The following is an 18859-nucleotide window of genomic DNA, read 5'->3' as shown; positions in this document are numbered from 1 at the left end:
CGGTGAGGACCGTGCCCGCGCCGACCGTGAGGCCGCCCTCGCGGATCGCGAACCCGAGCCCCGGCTCGACCGCGACCGCCTTGCCCAGCTCGACCGTCACCTCCACGGTCTCCCCGGGCCGGGCCGCGCCGGACGGGTCCGGCAGGACGAGCTCGCCCGGCACGTCCGTCGTGCGCAGGTAGAACTGCGGCCGGTACCCGGACACGACCGGCCGGCGCCGCCCGCCCTCCTCCGGCGTCAGGAGGTAGACGCGCGCGGTGAACCGGCCGCGGGCGGCCTGGCTGCCCGGCGCGGCCAGCACCATGCCCCGCCGCACCTGCTCGCGGCGCACCCCGCGCAGCAGCACGGCGGCGTTGTCGCCGGCCTCGCCCCGCTCCATCGTCTTGCCGAACGTCTCCACGCCCGTCACGACGGCGGAGAACGGCTCACCGAACCCGACCGCCTCGACCGTCTCGCCGACCCGGACCGTGCCGCGCTCGATGGCGCCGGTGACGACCGTGCCCCGGCCGGTGACCGTCAGCACGTTCTCGACCGGCATGAGGAACGGCGCGTCCACGTACCTGACCGGCACGGGGATGTGCTCGTCCACCGCCTGGAGCAGCGCCTCGATCGACGCCGTCCAGGCGGGGTCGCCCTCCAGCGCCCGCAGCCCGGACACCCGCACCATCGGGACGCCCCGGTAACCGTGCTCGGCCAGCAGGTCGGCCAGCTCCAGTTCGACCAGGTCGGTCAGCTCCGGGTCGGCGCCGTCGGCCTTGTTGACGGCCACGACCAGGTGCTCGACGCCGACCCGCTTGGCGAGCAGCACGTGCTCCCTGGTCTGCGGCATGATCCCGTCGTGCGCGGACACGACGAGGATCGCGCCGTCGAGCTGCGCCGCCCCCGTGATCATGTTCTTCACGTAGTCGGCGTGCCCCGGCATGTCCACGTGCGCGTAGTGGCGGGTGGCGGTCTCGTACTCGACGTGCGAGATGTTGATCGTGATCCCCCTGGACGCCTCCTCCGGCGTCCGGTCGATCCGCTCGAACGGCGTGTACGTGGCCTGCCCGCGCTCGGCCAGCACCTTGGTGATCGCCGCCGTCAGCGTGGTCTTGCCGTGGTCGACGTGTCCCATGGTGCCGATGTTGAGATGCGGCTTGTTGCGGATGTAGGCCTGCTTGGCCATGGTTCCTTCTCTCGAACCCAGAAGCTTCGTGACCCGTCAGGGGTCTCAACCTCCTCCCGCCGGGTCACCCAGGGTCGAACGGGAAGAGGTCAGCGCTCCAGGCCGTCGCAGGCACGCCCGGACGCACCCGGCAGCAGCGCTGCGGGCGTCACGAGAGGCGTGCGCGGGAACATGAGGAACATAGTGCGGTGGTCAGCACCGCCGCGCAACGGATTATTCCGCGCCGGGCCGCGGGGTCAGGGCCGGCCGACGCTCATGTACGTGAACCCGGCGGCGCGCATCCGCGCCGGGTCGAGGAGGTTGCGGCCGTCGAAGAGCACCGGCCGCCGCATGGCGGAGGCCGCCGCGGCCCAGTCGACCTGCGTGAGCTGCGGCCACTCGGTGACCACGATCACCGCGTCGGCGTCGCGCATCGCCTCCTCCGGCGTCGCGTGCCTGCTGGTCGAGAGCCACGGCTCGACCTCGCCGGGCCGCGCCATCGGGTCCCAGCAGCGCACCTCGGCGCCCTCGGCCAGCAGCCGGGAGGCCAGTACGGTGCTGGTCGCCTCGCGCATGTCGTCGGTGCCGGGCTTGAACGTCAGCCCGAGCAGCGCCACCCGCGTGTCGGCCAGCGTGCCCAGTTCGTCCTTCAGCTTCTGGATGGCCCGGCGCTTCTGCAGGTTGTTGACCTCGATCACGGCCGACAGGAGCTGCAGGTGGTAGCCGGTGTTGCTGGCGAGCTGCCGCAGCGCCTCGGAGTCCTTCGGGAAGCAGGAGCCGCCCCAGCCGATGCCCGGACGCAGGAAGTGGGGGCCGAGGCGGTGGTCGAGGCCGACGGCGCGGGCGACCTCCTCGACGTCGGCGCCGGTCTTCTCGCACAGGGTGGCGATCTCGTTGATGAAGCTGATCTTCGTGGCGAGCAGGGCGTTGGAGGCGAGCTTGACCATCTCGGCCGAGCGCACGTCCATCACGACGACCGGGCCGTCCACGCCGTCGTGCAGGTCGGCGATGAGCCCGGCGGTGGCCTCGTCGGTGGCGCCGATGACGATGCGGTCGGGACGCATGAAGTCGGTGACCGCCCGGCCCTCGGCGGTGAACTCGGGGTTGGCCGCGTACCCGACGTGGGCCAGGCCGGCGGCGTCGAGCGCGGAGCGCACCCGGGCGCCGGTGCCGACCGGCACGGTCGACTTGACCACGACCGCCTTCAGGTGGGTGGCGCCCTCCAGCGAGCGCACCACCGCCCACAGCCGCGACAGGTCCGCGTCGCCGGAGGCGGACGGCGGCGTGTCCACGCACACGTACGCCACCTCGGCGCCGTCGAGCGTCTCGTCGAGGTCGAGGGTGAAGGTCAGCCGCTCCTTGTTCCTGGCGATCAGGTCGCCCAGGCCCGGCTCGTAGATCGGCACGTCGCCGGAGCGCAGCAGCGCGACCTTGTCGGGGTTGATGTCCCGGACCACCACCTGGTGCCCCAGTTCGGCGAGACAGGCGCCGGTCACCAGGCCGATGTACCCGGCACCGAACACGGCCACCTGCCGTTCCGGCTTGCCAACCATGGTCGACCATCCAATCTCGCGGACACCGCGCACGGGCCCGCCGCTCGGGGAGAGAGATGCCGATACCGGCGGAGGACCATCACCTTAACGTCCTCCCGGACATTGTCCTCGACCCGGTTGGTGGGTGGCACAACGCGGGGCCCGCTGTTCGTCGGGAACACCGAAGCAGCGCGGTTGCCGGTGGCCTACGGTGCGGGGTATGCCACGTACCGGTCTTGACGATCTCTACCGTTTCGCGGTGCCCGCCGATCCGGCCCTGCGGCCCGGCGGGAGCGCGGTCGCGTACACGCTCACGACCGTCGACCGGGACGCCGACCAGGACCGTACGGAGATCTGGCTGGCCGCCCCCGACGCCGGGCCGCGCCGCCTGGCCGCGGGCGGCGCGCCCCGGTGGTCGCCCGACGGCCGGGTGCTGGCGTTCCTGCGTCTGGTGGACGGCCGCCCGCAGCTCCACCTGCTGCCCATGGACGGCGGCGAGCCGCGCCCGCTGACGGACGCGCCGCTCGGCGCCGGGCCCGCGTGCTGGTCGCCGGACGGCGCCCGCATCGCCTACGCCGGCCCCGCCGGGACCGAGCCCGGCCCGCACGCGCCCGTGGTGGCCGACCGGCTGGAGTACAAGGCCGACGGCGCGGGGCTGCTGAAGGGCCGCACCACGCACCTGTTCGTGGTGGACGTGGCCTCGGGGGAGAGCCGGCAGCTCACCTCCGGCGACTTCCACGCGGGGGAGCCGTCCTGGTCGCCGGACGGCACCCGGCTCGTCTTCACCGCGAACCTGGACGACGACCGCGACCTGCGGGCGGGCGGCGCGGCCTACACCGTGCCGGCCGCGGGCGGCGAGCCCGAGCGGCTGACCGGTCCCGACCTGCTCTGCACCGGGGTGTGGTGGCTGGGCGGGCAGGTGGTCGCCACCGCGCTGACGGGCGGCCCCGTCGGGCACGTCCGCCTGTTCACCCTGGGCCCCGGCGGGGCGTCCGAGGTGAAGACGGGGCTCGACCGCAACGTCATGACCGGCCAGCCCGGCTACCCGGGAGCCGCCCCGGCGCGGTTGGGCGACGACCTGCTGTTCTGCGCGCGCGACGGCGGCTGCACGCACCTGTACCGGACGGCCGGCGACGGACCGGCCCGCAAGATCGTCCCCGAGGACGTCAGCGTGGCCGGGGCGAGCGCGTCGGCCGGGCGCGTCGCGTACGTGGCCGCGTCCGCGTACAGCCCCGGTGAGGTCTACCTGCTGGAACCCGGCGAGACGGCGGCGCGGCGGCTCACCGGCCACGCCCCGGCCGGCATCGACCTGTACCCGCCCGTCCGCCGCACGTTCACCGCCGCCGACGGCACCGAGGTCGAGGGGTTCGTCTGGCGCGACGAGAGCGCCGCCCCCGGGCCGCTCCTGCTCGACGTGCACGGCGGCCCGCACAACGCCTGGGCCCCCGTGCTCGACGGCTTCCGCCTCTACCGCCAGATCCTGGCCGCCCGCGGCTGGACCGTGCTGGCGGTCAACCCGCGCGGCAGCGACGGCTACGGCGAGACGTTCTACACCGCGGCCGTGGGCGCCTGGGGCCTGGCCGACGCCCAGGACTTCCTCGCCGCCGTGGACGACCTGGTCGCCGAGGGCGTCGCCGACCCCGAACGGCTGGCCGTCACCGGCTACAGCTACGGCGGCTACATGACCTGCTGGCTGAGTGCCACCACCGACCGGTTCAAGGCGGCCGTGGCCGGCGGCGTCGTGACCGACCTGACCAGCATGAGCGGGACGTCCGACATGGGCTTCGCGCTCAAGACGTACGAGTGCCCCGGAGACCTGGCCGCCCAGTCGCCGCTCACCCACGCGGGCGAGGTCACCGCGCCCACCCTGCTGCTGCACGGCGAGAGCGACGACCGCTGCCCCGTCGGCCAGGCGGAGCAGTGGTTCGCGGCGCTGCGCGAGCGGCGGGTGCCGGTCCGGCTCGTGCGCTATCCCGGGGCCGGCCATCTGTTCCAGATCGGCGGGCGGCCCTCACACCGATACGACTACAACGAGAGGATGATCGCGTGGCTGGAGCAATGGATCGGCGGCTCGCGGAGCTGATCGCCGAGTACGAGGTGCCCGGCGCGGCGCTGGCGTACTTCCATGGAGGGGAGACGCACGAGTTCGCCGCCGGCACCCTCAACACCGCCACCGGCGTCGAGTCCACCACGGACGCGCTCTTCCAGATCGGCTCGGTCACCAAGGTGTGGACCGCCACCCTGCTCATGCGGGAGATCGAGCGCGGCCGGCTCACGCTGGACACGCCGGTCGCCGAGGTGCTGCCGGGCTTCCAGGTGGCCGACCCCGAGGTCACCGGGACCGTGACGATCAGGCACCTGCTCACGCACACCAGCGGCATCGACGGCGACCTGTTCCTCGACACCGGGCGCGGCGACGACTGCGTGGCCAAGTACGTCGAAGCCTGCGCCGGCCTGGCCCAGAACCACCCGCTCGGCGCCACCCACTCCTACTGCAACTCCGGCTTCGTCATCGCCGGCCGCGTCGCCGAGACGCTGGGCGGCAAACGCTGGGACGACCTGGTCCGCGAGCAGATCGCCGGCCCGCTGGGCCTGACCCACACCTGGACCCTGCCCGAGGACGTGCTGCGCTTCCGCGCCGCGATGGGGCACGTCAACGGCGCGCCCGCCCCGCAGTGGGGGCTCATGCGCGGCATGGGCCCGGCCGGGCTCATCTCCGCCCGCGCGGCCGACGTGGTGGCCTTCGCGCGGGCCCACCTGGAGGGCGGGCTGCTCGACGACCCCCGCGTCATGTGGGATCCGCAGGTGGACGTGCCCAACCCGGACGGTCTCGGCCGCCACTGGGGCCTCGGCTGGATCGTGGACGAGTGGGACGGCCGGCGCGTCATCTCCCACGCCGGCAACACCATCGGCCAGCACGCCATCGTCTGGGCCGTGCCGGAGACCGGCACCGTCGTCTGCGCCGCCGCCAACGGTGGGTACGCCAACGCCTTCACCCGCGCTCTGGGCGCCGAGCTGTTCGCCGAGCTCGACGGACTGACCGTGCCGGCCCCGCCGGTCCCGCCCGAGACGCCGCCGCAGGTGGACGCCGCCCGCTTCACCGGCGTCTACGAGCGCGCCGGAGCCCGGATCACGGTGTCGATCAAGGACGGGGAGCCGTGGCTGCGCCACGAGACCACGGGCGTGCTGGCCGCCCTGCAACCGGAGCCGCAGGAGAGCGCGCTGGTCGCGGTGGACGGGAGCACCTTCGTGTGCAAACTGGGCGGCGCACCCGACTGGACGTCGGCCGTCTTCTACGAGCTGCCCGACGGCTCCCCGTACGTGCACATGGGCGCCCGCGCGACCCCCAGGATCTCCTGACCGCGTCCGCGCGCCCCCGTGACCCGCGCGGGCCGGCTCGTGGGCCGGCTCGTGGGCCGGCGGGAACGGGGGCGCGACGGCGTGGACTATCGTGACGGCATGAGGGACCGCCCCCGCGCCAGCCTCGGGCGGATCATCACCGACCTCGGCACGACCGTGCTCGACGTCGCCGCCTCGCCGGGCGACCTCGACGCCGAGGTGACCGGCGTGCACATCTACGACCCCCTCGACGAGCTGATCGTGCCCCCGGGCGCGCTGCTGCTCGCGGTCGGCGTGCACGGCGCCGACGACATCCGCGGCCTGCTCGCCCGGGTCCCGCACGCGGCGGGCGTCGTGGTGAAGCTGCCGGTCGACGCGGACGCGCGGGTGCGCGCCGCGGTGCTGGAGACCGGCGTGGCCGTGCTCGGCCTGACCAGGGCCGCCTCCTGGGCGCAGGTGGCGGCGCTGCTGCGCTCGCTGCTGGCCGAGGGGGAGCTGGCCGGTCCGGGCGAGGACGCGCACGGCGACCTGTTCTCCCTCGCCAACGCCGTCTGCGCGCTGCTCGACGCGCCCGTCACGATCGAGGACAGGTCCTCGCGGGTGCTGGCCTACTCCGGGCGGCAGGAGGAGGCCGACCAGGGCCGGGTGGAGACCGTGCTCGGCCGCCAGGTGCCCGAGCGCTACCTGCGCCTGCTCGACGAGCAGGGCGTCTTCAAGCGGCTCTACCAGAGTCAGGAGCCGATCCACATCGAGCTCGACGACGGCAGCCCGGTCAACCGGGCCGCCGTCGCGGTGCGGGCCGGCGACGAGATCCTCGGCTCCATCTGGGCGGCGGTGCGCGAGCCGCTCAGCCGCCAGCGGCGGCGCGCGCTCGCCGACGCCGCCAAGATCGTGGCGCTTCGGCTGCTGCACGAGCGGGCCGGGGCCGACACCCAGCGCCGGCTGCGCGCCGACCTGCTGTCCACGGTGCTGGCCGGCGGGCCGGACGCCGCCGAGGCCGCCGGCCGGCTCGGTGTCGCGACCGCCCGCCTGTGCGTGCTGGCCGCCCAGCTCACCGGCGATCCGGCCGACCACGCCCGCGGCGAGAGCGACCGCCAGCGCTTCTGCGACGCGCTCGCGCTGCACGTCGCCGCCATCCACCCGAAGGCCGCGGCCGCGCAGGCCGGCTCGGTCGCGTACGCGGTGCTGCCGCTGACGCCCGGCGGCGACGAGGAGGCGCGGGCCGTACGCGTGGCCGAGAGCTTCCTGTCCAGGGTCGGGCCCCGGCACGCGGCCAACATCGGCGTCGGCCGCCTCGCGCTCAGCCTCGCCCAGGTCGCGAGGTCGCGGGCGGACGCCGACCGGGCGCTGCGCGTGCTGCGCACCCGCGGCGACGCCGGGCGGGCCGCCGGCTACTCCGAGGCGCACTTCGAGTCGCTGCTGCTCCAGGTCGCCGACGTGGCCGCCGCCGAGGAGCAGACCCCCACCGGCCCCTACCAGCGGCTGCTGCGGCACGACGCCGAGCACGGCACCGAACTGGCCGCCACGCTGGAGGCCTACCTCGACGCGTTCGGCGACGTCGGCGTGGCCGCCGCCCGCGTGCACGTGCACCCCAACACCTTCCGCTACCGGCTCAAGCGCCTGGCCGAGATCGGCGGGCTCGACCTGGGCGACGCCGACGCCCGGCTCACCGTGCAACTCCAGATGCGGATCTTCGGCCACCGGCACTAGGCGGCCCGGCTTTTTCGTGACCGGGCACGAAGATCGGGGCCCCGGCGAGCGGCCAAGGTGGTCCCCACCCACGCTTTACGGAGTACCCATGAGAACACCACCAGCGGCGGCCCTCACCGCGCTCGCCCTGCTCGCGGCCGCCTGCGGAGGGACGGGAACGGAAGGCGGCGGCGGGCCGGCCGGGGGCGGCACGTTCACCTACGCCCTGCCCGCCGACCCGGGCGTGCTCGACCCCGCGACGGGCGTCCTGAGCGTCACCATCACCACGCTCTCCCTGGCCTACGACACCCTGACCAGGGTCACGGCCGACGGCAAGATCGTGCCCAGCCTGGCCGAACGGTGGACGGTCGAGCCGGACAAGGTCACCTTCACCCTGCGCAAGGGCGCCACCTGCTCCGACGGCGCCCCGGTCATCCCCTCCGACGTGGCCGCCGGCGTCAACCACATCGCCGACCCCGCCACCAAGTCACCCGTCTACGGGGTGCTGGTGCCCGCCGGCATGAAGGCCGAGGCCGACGACGCGGCCGGCACCGTCACGCTGTCCATGCCCGAGCCGTTCAGCTTCATCCTGGAGAGCACCCGGCTGATCTACGTCGTGTGCGGCAAGGGCGTCGAGGACCGCTCGCTGCTGGCCCGCGCCACCTCCGGCAGCGGCCCGTACCGGCTGACCGAGGCCGTGCCGGGCGACCACTACACGTTCAAGGTCCGCAGGGAGTACGCCTGGGGCCCGCCCGGCTCGACGGTCAAGGACGTCCCGGAGACCGTGGTGCTGAAGGTCGTGCCCAACGAGCAGACCGCCGCGAACCTGCTCATCTCCGGCGCCGTCAACGGCGCCGTCCTCTACGGCCCCGACCGGGCCCGCCTGGAGGCCACGCCCGGCATCGGGAAGAAGACCGTCTCCGAGGCCAACGGCCAGTTCTTCTACCACCAGGGCGACGACCGGCCCACCCATGACCCGGCCGTGCGCAAGGCGCTCACCCAGGCCGTGAACCTCAAGGAGCTGGCCGGGATCGCCTCCGGCGGCACCGGCAAGCCCCCCACCGGGCTCGTCCTGGACCCGCGCCCCTGCCAGGGCGACACCGTCACCGGCCACGTGCCCGCCCACGTCCCGGCAGCCGCCGCCGCGGCGCTCGACGCGGCCGGCTGGCGGGCCGGCCCCGACGGCGTGCGGGTCAAGGACGGCCGCCGCCTGACCCTGCGCTACCTGTACGGGACCACCCGCGGCGCCGGCGTCCAGGCCGCCGCCGAATACCTGGCCACCGCCTGGCGCGCGGCCGGGGCCGAGGTGAAGCTGAACGGCGTCATCGACACCAAGCTGTCGGAGTCGCTGAACGCCACCCAGGACTGGGACGTCGTCTGGCTGCCCATCGGCGTCCCGCTGCCCAGCCAGCTCGTCGGCTTCCTGTCCGGCCCGTCCGCCCCCAAGGGCGCGAACTTCGCGCACGTGGCCAACGACCGCTACGACGAGCTCGTCGCCGCGGCCACCCTGAAACCGGCGGCCGAGGGCTGCGCGCAGTGGCTGGAGGCCGAGTCGGCGCTGTTCGAGAACGCCGACCTGGTGCCGGTGACGGAGACGACCGTGCTGCAGGCGTCCAAGGGGGCCACCTACGAGCAGGTCGCGGGCCTGTTCTCGCCCACCTCGATCCGGCTGGGAGGCTGAGTGGGCGCGGGCGTGCGGCGGGTGGTGCGCTTCCTGGTGTCGCTGGCGGTGCTCGTGGTGGCGTCGTTCGCGATGGTGCACCTCATCCCCGGCGACCCCGTGCGCAGCTCGCTCGGGCCCGCCGCGCCGGTCGAGCTGGTGGAGGCGCGGCGGGCGGCGCTCGGCCTCGACCGGCCGCTGCCGGAGCAGCTCCTCACCTACGTCACCGGCGTCCTGTCCGGGGACTTCGGGACCTCCTTCCTGACGGGCGAGCCCGTGGGCGAGGTCATCGTGATCCGCCTGCCGAACACGCTGGCCCTGGCCCTGCTCGCGACCGGCCTGGCGCTGCTGGTGGCGGTGCCGCTGGGCATGTGGGCGGCCGTCCGCACCGAGAACGGCCGCAACCGCGGCACCGACCTCACCTTCAGCGCCGCGACCGGCGCCGCCGTGGCCGTGCCCGAGTTCCTCTACGCCATCGGGCTCGTGGCCGTGCTCGCCATCGGGCTCGGCTGGTTCCCGCCCGCGGGCATGGCCGGGCCGGGCACGTACGTGCTGCCGGTGCTGGCTCTCGCGGTCGGGCCCGCCGCCATGATCGCCCGCGTCTCCCGCGTCGAGACGCTGCGCGAGCTGGGCAAGGACTACATGCGGCTGGCCCGCGCCAAGCGGCTGCCGGCCGCCCGGCTGCACCTGCGGCACCTGCTGCCCAACACGCTCACCGCCACCCTGACCGTCGGCGGGCTGCTGCTGAGCTCGCTCATCGCCGGCGGGGTGCTGGTCGAGTACGTCTTCGCCTGGCCGGGGCTCGGGCTGAAGATCGTCGAGTCGATCACGCAGAAGGACTATCCGGTGGCCCAGGGCGTGATCCTCGTCTACGGGGCGATCGTGCTGGTCGTGAACCTCGCCGTCGATCTGGTGCTCGGGGCGCTCGACCCGACGTCCGCGATCAAGGAGACCTGATGACCTCGCTCGGAGCCGGACCGGAGCCAGCCACCCGGCGGGGCCGCTCGCGCCCGGCCGGGTGGCTGCGCGGGAACGTGCCCGGGGCGGCCGGGGCGCTGATCGTCGCCGGCATGGTGGCGCTGGCCGTCGTGGGCCCGCTCGTCTGGGGCGAGGCCGCCGCGCGCATCGACGCCGCCGCCATCCTCCAGGGCTCCTCGTCCGAACACCCGCTGGGCACCGACAACCTGGGCCGCGACCTGCTGGCGCGGGTCCTGGTGGCCGCCCGCTACTCCCTGCTGCTGGCCCTGGCCGCCACGCTCGTCGGCGCGAGCGCCGGCGTCGTGCTCGGCACGCTGCCCTCGGTGCTGCCCAGGCGGGCCGCCCGGCTGGCCACCGGCACCGTGAACGCCCTGGTGGCCTTCCCGGGGCTGTTGCTGGCCATGTTCACCGCGGTCGTCACCGGGCTGGGCGCGCGCGGCGCGGTGCTCGGCATCGGCGTGGCCATCGCGCCCGGCTTCGCCCGGCTCACCCAGACGCTGGCCGCCACCGTCGCCGGCTCCGACTACGTCGCCGCGGCCCGCATGCTCGGCGTGTCCCGACGGCGCGTGCTGACCCGGCACGTGCTGCCCAACATCGCCGAACCGCTCATCCTCAACCTGACCCAGGCGTTCGGCGGCGCGCTGCTCGGCCTGGCCGGCATGTCGTTCCTGGGCCTCGGGGTGCAGCCGCCGCAGTTCGACTGGGGACGGCTGTTGTTCGACGGCTTCCCGCGCATCTACCTCACCCCGGAGGTGGCGCTCGGCCCGGCCGCCGCCATCGCGCTCGCCGGGATCGGCTTCAACCTGCTCGGCGACGCCCTGGCCAGGGCCGCCGCACGGACCCCGGCCGTGGGCGAACGGCCGCCCCCGCCGCCCGCGACCGGCCCGGCGGGCGAGCCCGACCCCGGCGCGGTCCTGGAGGTGCGGGACCTGACCGTCTCCTTCCCCGGCGGCCTCACCCCCGTGCGCGGGCTGTCGCTGACCGCCGCGCCCGGCGAGATCGTCGGCCTGGTGGGCGAGTCCGGCAGCGGCAAGAGCCTGACCGCCGCCGCGATCGGCGGGCTCGTCCCGTACCCGGGGACGGTCGCGTACACGGCGCTGCGGCTCGGCGGCAGGGACGTGGCCACGCTGCCGGACCGCGAGCTCGGCACCGAGCTGGCCATGGTCTTCCAGGACCCGCTCGCCGCGCTCAACCCGGCGCTCAAGGTCGGTGGCCAGCTCGCCGAGGTGGCCGTCGTGCACGAGGACGCCGGACGCGCCGAGGCCCGCCGCCGCGCCGTGGACCGCCTCGGCCGGGTGCACCTGCCCGAGCCCGGCGAGGTGGCCGGGCGGCACCCGCACGAGCTGTCCGGCGGCATGCGGCAGCGCGCCGTCATCGCCATGGGCCTCATGGGCACGCCCCGCCTGATCATCGCCGACGAGCCCACGACCGCGCTCGACGTGACCGTCCAGCGGCAGATCCTGCGCCTGCTGCGCGAGGTCGCGGACGAGACCGGGGCGGCGACCCTGTTCATCTCGCACGACATCGCCGTCGTCGGGGAGCTGTGCGACCGCGTCGTGGTCATGTACGCCGGCCGCGTCGTCGAGGAACTGCCCGCCGGCCGGCTCGCCGCGGGGGCCGCGCACCCGTACACGAAGGCGCTCATCGCCTCCCTGCCCGACCTGGACACCGACCGGTCGCAGCCGCTGGCCGGCATCCCCGGAACCCAGCCCGCCCCCGCGCGGGTCGGCCCCGGCTGCGCCTTCGCCCCCCGCTGCGCCCTGGCCACCGAACGATGCGAGAGCGAGCGCCCCGAGCTGGCCGCCCACGGCGGCGACGGCCGGCGGGTCGCCTGCTGGGAGGTCAAATGATCATCAAGAACCTGAGCGTGCGCTACGGCCGCCGCACCGCCGTGGACGACGTCACGCTGGAGATCCCCGACGGCCAGGTGGTCGGCCTCGTCGGCGAGTCGGGATCGGGCAAGTCGTCGCTGGCCAGGGCGGTGTGCGGGCTCGTGCCGCACACCGGGAGCGTGCAGGGGGCGCGGCGGGTGCAGATGGTCTTCCAGGACCCGTACGCCTCGCTCGACCCCCGCATGACCGTCGCCCAGACCGTCGCGGAGGGCGCCGGGGCCGGACAGGTGGAGCGGCTGCTCGGCCTCGTCCGGCTGCCCGCCGAACTGGCCGGCCGCTACCCGCGCGAGCTGTCGGGCGGCCAGCGCCAGCGGGTCGCGATCGCCCGCGCGCTCGGCGGCGACCCCGCGCTGCTGGTCGCCGACGAGATCACCAGCTCGCTCGACGTGTCCGTGCAGGCCGCCGTGCTCAACCTGATCCGCGGGCTGCGCGAGGAGCTGGGGCTGAGCATGCTGTTCATCTCCCACAACCTCGCCGTCGTCCGGTACGTGGCCGACGTCGTGGCCGTCATGCACCGGGGCCGCCTGGTCGAGGTCGGGCCCGCCGAGCAGGTCGTCGGCGAGCCCGCGCACGAGTACACGCGCGCCCTGCTGGCCGCGGTGCCCAGGCTCAGAGGGTGATCCACTCGGTGGCGGTCGTCACCTCGTCCAGCACCGACGGGATCGGCTCCACCCCCAGCCCCGGCCCGGCCGGCACCTCCAGATGGCCGTCCACCAGCTCGAACGGCTCGGTCACGTCGGTCGCGTAGTAGCGGCGCGAGCCCGAGGTGTCGCCGGGCAGCGTGAAACCGGGCAGCGCGGCCAGCGCCACGTTCGCCGCCCGGCCGAGCCCCGTCTCCAGCATGCCGCCGCACCACACCGCGACGCCGTTGGCCCGGCACAGGTCGTGGATGCGCCGCGCCTCCAGGTAGCCGCCGATCCGGCCCGGCTTGATGTTGACGATCGAGCACGAGCCCAGCGCGATCGCCGCGGCGGCGTGCTCGGCCGACTCGATCGACTCGTCCAGGCAGATCGGCGTCTTGAGCCGGGGGGCCAGCGCGGCGTGTTGGACCAGGTCGTCGTTGGCCAGCGGCTGCTCGATCAGCAGCAGGTCGAACGGGTCCAGGCGGGCCAGGTGGCGGGCGTCGGTGAGCGCGTAGGCGGCGTTCGCGTCCACCTGGAGCAGCACGTCGTCGCCGAACCGCTCGCGCACCGCGCGCACCGGCTCGACGTCCCAGCCGGGCTCGATCTTCAGCTTGATCCGGACGTAGCCCTCGTCGAGATAGCCCGCCACGGCGTCGAGGAGCTGCGGAACGGAGTCCATGATGCCGACCGACACCCCGCACGGCACCCGCGTCCTGGCCGCGCCCAGGAACTGGCCGAACGACTCGCCCGCCGCCCGGAGCTGCGCGTCGAGGATCGCCGTCTCCAGCGCCGCCTTCGCCATGCGGTGGCCCTTGATCGGCTCCAGGGCGCGGGCGACGTCGTTCGCGCCGAGGCTGCCCGGCAGCGCGGGCAGCAGGAAGCGGCGGATCACCTCGGCGGCGCCGTCGACGTACTCGGGGGAGTAGAGCGGCTCGGACATCGCCACGCACTCGCCCCAGCCCTCCGCGTCGGGCGTCACGACCCGCACCAGCAGCACGTCACGCGCCGTCTCGGTGCCGAACGAGGTGCGGAACGGCGCCACCAGCGGCATCGCGATCCGCCGCAGCTCAACTCCAGTGATCTTCACGCTCTCTCCACTACGTAGTACCGCTTCCCGGAGAAGCCCGTGACCGCGCGGCCCTCCGCCATCAGACCCCCCAGCACATCACGGACGGCGTGCCGCCACGCCTTGCCCGCGCCCGGATCGGCCCGGCGCAGCACCTCGATGTCCGCGGGCACCGCCACCAGCACCGCCGGGGCGTCCACCGGCCCGGCCACCGGACGTCCGGCCTCGTCGGCCAGCGCCACCACCGCGTCCCGCGGCCACGACGGCTCGTACGGCTCGTGCCGCGCCAGCGCCTCCACGTGCGGCGCGGTCAGCGGCCACGAGGCGAGCAGCCGGTCGGTCTCGTCACCCTGGTTGATCGCGTCGTCGAGCAGGCCGTAGAAGCACGGCAGGTACTCCAGCGGCCTGGCCCCCAGCTTGGCCAGGTTGAAGTGCGCGTTGCGGCGCACCAGCGGGTCGTAGGTCCAGGTGATGCGTTCCAGCCCGCGTTCCAGGGCCCACAGCCGCTGGTGCAGCTTGAGCTCCAGGCCCGCGCCGTGCCGGGTCGCGCCCGTGACGTGCGAGTGCAGCGTGCGATCCGCCGCGAAGAAGCCCACCGAGGCGCCGACGAGCTCGTCCCCGTCGAAGGCGCCGGCCACGTAGCCGCCCGCGTGCGACAGCGCCCGCATCAGCTCGATCGTGACGGGCGGCGCGCCAGGGGCGAAATGCCAGATGTCGTCGAACAGCGCGTCCACGCGTTCGATCTCCGCCATCTCATGAAGCTCCCTGACCTCGATCAACGCTCCACCTTTCGGTCCGAACCCCCAGGCCGACGTTATGCCATGGCGGGGGCGCGGGGATTCGTCGCGCACCACCAACACGGCCGGGCCTTTCGTCCCCCCGCCCTAGCGGGCTCAGCGCAGGCTGCGCGCGTCGAGCCGGCGCAGCACCCGCGACACCACGACCGGGTCGGCGCTCGGGTCCCGCCGCGCCTCCAGCACCGCCTGCCTGGCGGCCGACATCATCTCGCCCTGCACCCGCCGCAGCAGCCGGACCCGCCGCGCCCGCTGCTCGTACGCCTCCCGCCGCTCCTCGTCGGCCGCCTCCGGGCTGATCCGCACCCCGAACTCCAGCATCCGCCGGGTCAGCACCTCGACGACGTCGTCCGGCAGGTCCTCGGCCTCGTCGATCTCCCGCAGCCGCCGCTTGGCCGCCTTGGCCGCGCGGATCGCCAGCACCTTCTCCAGCTCCCGCTCGGCCGCCGTGTCGGCCTTGACGCCGAGCCGCGCCACCAGCCACGGCAGCGTCAGCCCCTGCACGATCAGCGTCGTCAGGATGACGGCGAACGCGACGACCACGATGACCGCCCGCCCCGGGAACGGCGAGCCGTCCGCCACCTCCAGCGGGATGGCCAGCGCGAGCGCCACCGACGCCACCCCGCGCATGCCCGCCCACCACATCACCAGGGTCTCGCGCCAGCTCAGCGGGACCTCGGTGGCGTCCGAGCCGCGAGCCTTCCTGGCCAGCCACGCCGCGGGGAGCAGCCACACCAGCCGGACCAGCACCACCGCCCCGACCACCGCGGCGCTCCAGCCGAGCACCGTCCAGAGCCGGCCGTGCACGGTGCCGAACACGGCGTGCAACTCCAGCCCGATCAGCCCGAACGCCACCCCGGTCACGAGCGTGTCCACGACCTGCCAGAACGTCGCGGAGGCGAACCTGCCCAACACGTCGTCCGCGTCGGACATCCGGTCACCCAGGTAGAACGCGCAAGTCAGCACGGCCAGCACCCCCGAGCCGTGCAGTACGTCGGCCAGCGCGTACGCCGCGAACGGCACCAGCAGCGACAGCCCCACCTGCAGCGTCGCGTCGCCCAGCACCGCCATCAGCCGGCCGCCCAGCCAGCCCAGCGCCAGCCCCACGAGCACGGCCACCACGGCCGACAGCCCGAACTCCGCCAGCGCCCCCGGCCAGGAGAAGGAGCCGGTCACGACGGCCGCGATCGCCACGTGGTAGAGCACGATCGCGGTCACGTCGTTGAACAGCCCCTCGCCTTCGAGCAGCGACACCATGCGCCTGGGCAGCCCCAGCCGGCCCGCCACCGCCGTGGCCGCCACCGGATCGGGCGGCGCCACCAGCGCGCCCAGCGCGACGGCCGCCGCCAGCGGCAGCCCCGGCACCAGCGCGTGCGCCACCCCCGCCACGGCCGCCGTCGTCACGAACACCAATGCCACCGCCAGCAGGAAGATCGGCTGCCAGTTGGCCGCGAACTGCCGCCACGACGTGCGCTGCACCGCCGCGTACAGCAGCGGCGGCAGCAGCAGCGGCAGCACGATGCCGGGCGGAACGTCCACGTTCGGGACGAACGGCAGCACCGCCAGCAGGATGCCCAGCAGCGTCATCAGCACCGGCGCCGGCACCCGCAGCCGCTCGCCCAGCGGAACCGTGACCAGGGCCCCCAGCGACACCAGCATGAGCAGCACGAACTGGTCCACGACGCCCCCAGATGATCGTCGGCACCACAGTAGCCCAGCACCCCGCCGCGATCCCGGCGGAAGGCCGGCGACCCACGGCCGAGCCTCACTCGGGCAGCGGCCGGATCTTGGTCGTCAGCGCCACCCGCGAGCTGACCCCGAGCTTGGCGAACGCGTTGCCCAGGTGGTATTCGATCGTCTTCACGCTCAGCACCAGTTCCCTGGCCACCTGCCGGTTCGTCATGCCGGTCGCCACCAGCCGCGCCACCGCCTGCTCCTGCGGCGTCAGCCGCATCAGCGGCGAGGCCCCCGCCTCCGCCCGCGGCAGCCCGCACGCGGACAGCTCCCGCTCGCACCGCTGCGCGTACGGCAGCGCGCCCAGCCGGGTGAACAGCGCCAGCGCCGGTTCGAGCTGCGCCTGCGCCTGCCTGCGCCGCCCCAGCCGGCGCAGGAACCGCCCGTACGCCAGCCGCAGCCGCGCCTCGTCGAACGGCAGCCCCGCCACGCCCGCCTGCGCCAGCCCGGCCGCGAACGCGGTCTCGGCCAGGTCGTTCTCGTGCCGGGCCGCGTGCAGGCCGCCCCGGCAGCGGGCCGCCGCCGCCAGCGCGGAGCGCCGCCCGCGCCGCCCGGCCAGCCGCTCCATCCCGGCCAGGTGCGACTGCGCCCGCTCCAGCTCGCCCAGCGCCACCAGGGCGTCGATCAGCAGGTCCAGCCACTGCACGATGCCGGGCTCGTAGACGACGTCGTGCACCTTCACCGCCAGCAGCGGATCCAGCGCCGTCACCGTCGCGCCGTGGTCGCCCCGGGCCGCGGCCAGGTGCGCGGCGGCCGTGCACGCGTACGCCAGCGACGCCACCGCGTCCACGCCCGCGCCCTCGCCGGCGGACAGGGCCGCCCGCACGTGCGCCTCCGCGGCCGTCCAGTCGCCGCGGGCGGCCGGGACCAGCGCGGCCAGCGCGTGGCAGACCGGCGCGAGCCAGCGCTGGTCGGCGTCGTCGGCCACGGACGCGGCGGTCTCGGTGTGCAGGCCGGCGTCGTCCCAGCGGCCCGCCCGGTACTCCGCCTGGCCCAGCATCGCCGTCGCCAGCATGCGGAACGGCACCGAGCGCTCGCCGCAGGCCGCGACCGCGCCCGACAGGTCGGCCAGCCCGCCCGGCAGGTCGTCGCTGCACGTGCGCAGCACCCCGCGGCCGAGCAGCGCGTCCAGCTCCGCGATCGAGGCCGCCGACGGGGCCGGCAGGTCGGTCGTGGCCGCGAGCGCGGCCTCGATCCGCCCGGACACGCCCAGCCCGGCCAGCAGCGTGTATCGGTTGTAGTCGATGCTGAAACTGTGACCGGGGGAGTTCCTGGCACGTTCCGCCCAGCGGGCCGCCTGCCTGCCCTCCGCCTTGACCAGGCAGAGCATGGCGAGCTGCTGCGCCGCGCGGGCGGCCAGCCCCGACTCGGACGGCCCCGCCCGCTCCCAGGCGGTCACCAGGTGCGCGCGGGCCTGCTCGACCTGGCCGCGCACCATCGCCAGATGGCCCAGCGCGTAGCCGCGCACCGCCGGGTGGGCGTCCTGCGGCAGGCCCGCCGTCAGCCGGGCCGCCTCCTCCACCCGGCCGTCCAGCAGCAGCGCCTCCACCGCCTCCGCGGCCAGCGGGGCCGGATCGCCCGCCAGCTCCGCCGCCGCCTCGAGATGCTCGGCCGCGCTGCCGAACGCGCCCAGCCGCACCTGCGCCCGGCCCAGCTCCGCCAGCTCGGCCGCCAGTTCCGGGCTCGGGCCCGCCACCGCCCCGATCCGGTGCCGCAGCCGCGCCTGCCCGCCCTCCGCCACCAGCGCGGCCCGCGCGTGCAGCGCGCACCGGTGCGCGGGGCCGAGGTCGCGGTAGACCGCCGCGCGGTCCAGCGGGTGCGCGAACGCCGCCACCGGGCCGCGCACCGAGGACCGCGCCAGCAGCACGCCCGCCCGTACCGCCTGCTCCAGCGCGGGCAACGGCTCCGCCACCCCGGCCACCCCGGCGGCCAGGTGCAGCGGGCACGACAGGCCCAGCACGCTCACCGCGCCGATCAGCTCCCGCGCCGGCGTCCCGCACCGGGCCACCTTCGCCAGCACCAGCAGCCCGTACGAGCGGGGCGCGGGCAGGGGCTGCCCCAGGTCGTCCAGCGCCGCCGCCGGCACCTCCTCCAGCAGCGCCCGCAGGTGCAGCGGCACCCCCTCGGTGTGCTCGACCAGCCGCGCCAGCCCGCGCCGCGACACCGGACCCGCGCCCAGCCCGTCCACCAGCGCCGCCACCTCGGGCGCGGCCAGCCCGGACACCCGCACCCGGCGCGTCGCGCCCGCCCCGACCAGCCGCAGCAGCCCCTCGGGGCCGGTCAGCGCGGCGGCGTCGCGCAGCATCAGCACCGCCATCACCCGGTCCACGCGCAGCCTGCGCAGGCAGAACGTCAGCGCCCGCAACGTCGGCTCGTCCGCCCAGTGCACGTCGTCCACGACCAGGCAG

13 protein-coding genes are annotated in these 18859 nt (G+C 75.0%); 7 read left to right on the top strand and 6 right to left on the bottom strand.

Annotated elements, in window-relative coordinates; all coding sequences use genetic code 11:
• Both tuf and FAF44_RS42820 read right to left on the bottom strand, forming a co-directional pair.
• Nucleotides 1–1165, bottom strand: a 1165-nt coding sequence (gene tuf / locus FAF44_RS42825; RefSeq protein WP_237109136.1) for an elongation factor Tu, incomplete at its 3' end; no start/stop codon positions are given.
• Nucleotides 1166–1401: 236 nt separating this feature from the next.
• Complete coding sequence (locus FAF44_RS42820; RefSeq protein WP_237109135.1) at nt 1402–2697, bottom strand: UDP-glucose/GDP-mannose dehydrogenase family protein; 1296 nt, start codon at nt 2695–2697, stop codon at nt 1402–1404.
• Nucleotides 2698–2896: 199 nt separating this feature from the next.
• Between FAF44_RS42820 and FAF44_RS42815 the strand changes: the two genes are divergently transcribed.
• The 7 genes from FAF44_RS42815 to FAF44_RS42785 all read left to right on the top strand — a co-directional run bounded on the left by FAF44_RS42815 (nt 2897) and on the right by FAF44_RS42785 (nt 12854).
• A complete protein-coding gene (locus FAF44_RS42815) occupies nt 2897–4759 on the top strand; it encodes a S9 family peptidase (protein WP_237109134.1) in 1863 nt (620 codons plus the stop codon).
• A complete protein-coding gene (locus FAF44_RS42810) occupies nt 4723–6036 on the top strand; it encodes a serine hydrolase (RefSeq protein WP_237109133.1) in 1314 nt (437 codons plus the stop codon). The genes FAF44_RS42815 and FAF44_RS42810 overlap by 37 nt, the downstream gene beginning before the upstream one ends.
• 99 nt (nt 6037–6135) lie before the next feature.
• Nucleotides 6136–7725: a CdaR family transcriptional regulator gene (locus tag FAF44_RS42805; RefSeq protein WP_237109132.1), complete on the top strand. Its 1590-nt coding sequence runs from the start codon at nt 6136–6138 to the stop codon at nt 7723–7725.
• An 88-nt stretch (nt 7726–7813) separates the two neighbouring features.
• Entirely contained in the window at nt 7814–9385 is a 1572-nt protein-coding gene (locus FAF44_RS42800; protein WP_237109131.1) for an ABC transporter substrate-binding protein, read from the top strand.
• Nucleotides 9386–10321, top strand: a complete 936-nt coding sequence (locus FAF44_RS42795) for an ABC transporter permease (RefSeq protein ID WP_237109130.1) — start codon at nt 9386–9388, stop codon at nt 10319–10321.
• Nucleotides 10321–12192 (top strand): dipeptide/oligopeptide/nickel ABC transporter permease/ATP-binding protein, encoded by a 1872-nt coding sequence (locus FAF44_RS42790; protein WP_237109129.1) that lies wholly within the window; start codon nt 10321–10323, stop codon nt 12190–12192. Before FAF44_RS42795 ends, FAF44_RS42790 begins: the two co-directional genes overlap by 1 nt.
• Nucleotides 12189–12854 (top strand): ABC transporter ATP-binding protein, encoded by a 666-nt coding sequence (locus tag FAF44_RS42785; protein ID WP_237109128.1) that lies wholly within the window; start codon nt 12189–12191, stop codon nt 12852–12854. Before FAF44_RS42790 ends, FAF44_RS42785 begins: the two co-directional genes overlap by 4 nt.
• Here FAF44_RS42785 and menC read toward each other — a convergent pair.
• From menC to FAF44_RS42765, 4 genes are all read right to left on the bottom strand, one after another.
• On the bottom strand, nt 12844–13944 hold the full coding sequence (menC, locus tag FAF44_RS42780) for an o-succinylbenzoate synthase (RefSeq protein WP_237109127.1): 1101 nt from the start codon (nt 13942–13944) through the stop codon (nt 12844–12846). The two genes, FAF44_RS42785 and menC, sit on opposite strands and share 11 nt — an antisense overlap.
• Nucleotides 13941–14675, bottom strand: coding sequence for a GNAT family N-acetyltransferase (locus FAF44_RS42775; RefSeq protein WP_237109126.1), 735 nt, complete (start codon nt 14673–14675; stop codon nt 13941–13943). Before FAF44_RS42775 ends, menC begins: the two co-directional genes overlap by 4 nt.
• Nucleotides 14676–14816: 141 nt before the next feature.
• The gene (locus FAF44_RS42770; RefSeq protein WP_237109125.1) at nt 14817–16397 is read right to left on the bottom strand and encodes a Na+/H+ antiporter; all 1581 of its coding nucleotides are present in this window, start codon (nt 16395–16397) and stop codon (nt 14817–14819) included.
• An 85-nt stretch (nt 16398–16482) separates the two neighbouring features.
• Nucleotides 16483–18859, bottom strand: a 2377-nt coding sequence (locus tag FAF44_RS42765) for a LuxR family transcriptional regulator (RefSeq protein WP_237109124.1), incomplete at its 5' end; no start/stop codon positions are given.

The sequence above is a fragment of the Nonomuraea sp. MG754425 genome (assembly GCF_021699195.1).
In the GTDB taxonomy this organism is placed as follows: Bacteria; Actinomycetota; Actinomycetes; order Streptosporangiales; family Streptosporangiaceae; genus Nonomuraea.
The sequence above is the reverse complement of the archived record's forward strand: the minus strand, read 5'-3'. Positions and strand labels throughout refer to the sequence as shown.

Bases quoted from the DNA above. Each gene is read 5' to 3' on its own strand.
- FAF44_RS42820 (WP_237109135.1), bottom strand. From the start codon at position 2,697: ATGGTTGGCAAGCCGGAACGGCAGGTGGCCGTGTTCGGTGCCGGGTAC.
- FAF44_RS42815 (WP_237109134.1), top strand. From the start codon at position 2,897: ATGCCACGTACCGGTCTTGACGATCTCTACCGTTTCGCGGTGCCCGCC.
- FAF44_RS42805 (WP_237109132.1), top strand. From the start codon at position 6,136: ATGAGGGACCGCCCCCGCGCCAGCCTCGGGCGGATCATCACCGACCTC.
- FAF44_RS42800 (WP_237109131.1), top strand. From the start codon at position 7,814: ATGAGAACACCACCAGCGGCGGCCCTCACCGCGCTCGCCCTGCTCGCG.
- FAF44_RS42790 (WP_237109129.1), top strand. From the start codon at position 10,321: ATGACCTCGCTCGGAGCCGGACCGGAGCCAGCCACCCGGCGGGGCCGC.
- FAF44_RS42785 (WP_237109128.1), top strand. From the start codon at position 12,189: ATGATCATCAAGAACCTGAGCGTGCGCTACGGCCGCCGCACCGCCGTG.
- FAF44_RS42775 (WP_237109126.1), bottom strand. From the start codon at position 14,675: ATGGCGGAGATCGAACGCGTGGACGCGCTGTTCGACGACATCTGGCAT.